Below are 1,210 nucleotides of genomic sequence, written 5' to 3'. Positions count from 1 at the left end.
GATATAGCCCATGTTCGCGCTCACATTCGCGATGAGTTTCTGTCTTCATCAGCTTCAACGCTTAATGAAATCGCGTTAGCGGCTGACATTGAAGAGCGAACGCAGAGCGTCGATGTCTTTCTCGGTAACAGCTTGTTTGTTCGATTAGTCGATATGTTTGGCCGATTAAATACTGAGGTGTTTACCAATCGCGGAGCGTCGGGTATTGATGGTCTATTTGCCACAGCTTCGGGTGTGCAGCGCTCACGAGGCAAGCCGCTATTGATGTACATCGGAGATACATCGGCGCTTTATGACCTCAACTCGCTCGCGCTGTTTTCTCGTAATGATCTGCCGTCAGTACTTGTGGTCACAAATAATGATGGTGGTGCGATTTTCGATATGTTGCCAGTGCCTCAGGAGCATCGCACTGCGTACTACCAAATGCCCCACGGTTATCAGTTTGAACATGCAGCTAAGCAGTTTGGCTTAAAGTATGAAAAGCCAACAACATTACAAATGTATCAAGCAATGGTTGCCGAGCACCTGTCGAGCGGCCAAGGCACAATGCTGGTGGAAGTTCAAACCCCACCAAGCCAAGCCGCAGAGTTGATAAAGGCATTTAATAAGAGCCTGCATGCTTCACTCTGAGCGTCTCACTCCAACTGAAAAACACCAAAGTGGTGATCTTCCCACTCTGGTGTTTTTGCATGGTCTTTTAGGAAGTGGTGCTGATTGGCAAGCTTGTTTGGATGAGCTGACTCAGTTTGAACGAGTCGTTATAGACCTTCCTGGTCATGGTCGCAGCCAGTTTACAAAGTGCAACGATCTCGATGATTGCTGCAAACTTCTTAATTCCACACTATCTTTATTATTTCCTCCGCAACAACCACTTATTTTGATTGGCTACTCAATGGGTGGAAGAATCGCAATGCACGGTCTTGCTGGTGAGTGCTTCTCAGATCTCAATATTGTCGGCGCGATTGTGGAAGGGGGAAACTTCGGGCTTCAAACAGAGTCAGAGATACAGTCAAGATTGCACAACGACCAAAAATGGGCACTGCGCTTCGAGAGTGAACCACTTGAACGTGTTTTGAGCGATTGGTATCAACAAGCGGTGTTTTCTTCACTAAACCATGAGCAAAGACAAACATTAATTGCCAAGCGAAGTGCTAATCTTGGCTCGGCAATTGCGAACATGTTGATGGCAACATCGTTAGCCAAGCAGGCG

The 1,210-nt window shown here is 47.0% G+C and carries 2 protein-coding genes; both read left to right on the top strand.

Annotation, left to right across the window (positions count from 1 at the left end; genetic code table 11):
• Nucleotides 1–630 (top strand): thiamine pyrophosphate-dependent enzyme (locus R7P35_RS25065; protein ID WP_318093098.1); only part of this gene is annotated, 630 nt, incomplete at its 5' end.
• Nucleotides 617–1,210 (top strand): alpha/beta fold hydrolase (locus tag R7P35_RS25060; RefSeq protein ID WP_318093096.1); only part of this gene is annotated, 594 nt, incomplete at its 3' end. The genes R7P35_RS25065 and R7P35_RS25060, both read left to right, overlap by 14 nt.

It is taken from the genome of Vibrio sp. Vb0304 (genome assembly GCF_033338995.1).
Classification (GTDB): domain Bacteria; phylum Pseudomonadota; class Gammaproteobacteria; order Enterobacterales; family Vibrionaceae; genus Vibrio; species Vibrio alginolyticus.
Note: the sequence above shows the minus strand (reverse complement) of the source record. Positions and strands in the feature narration are given on the sequence as shown.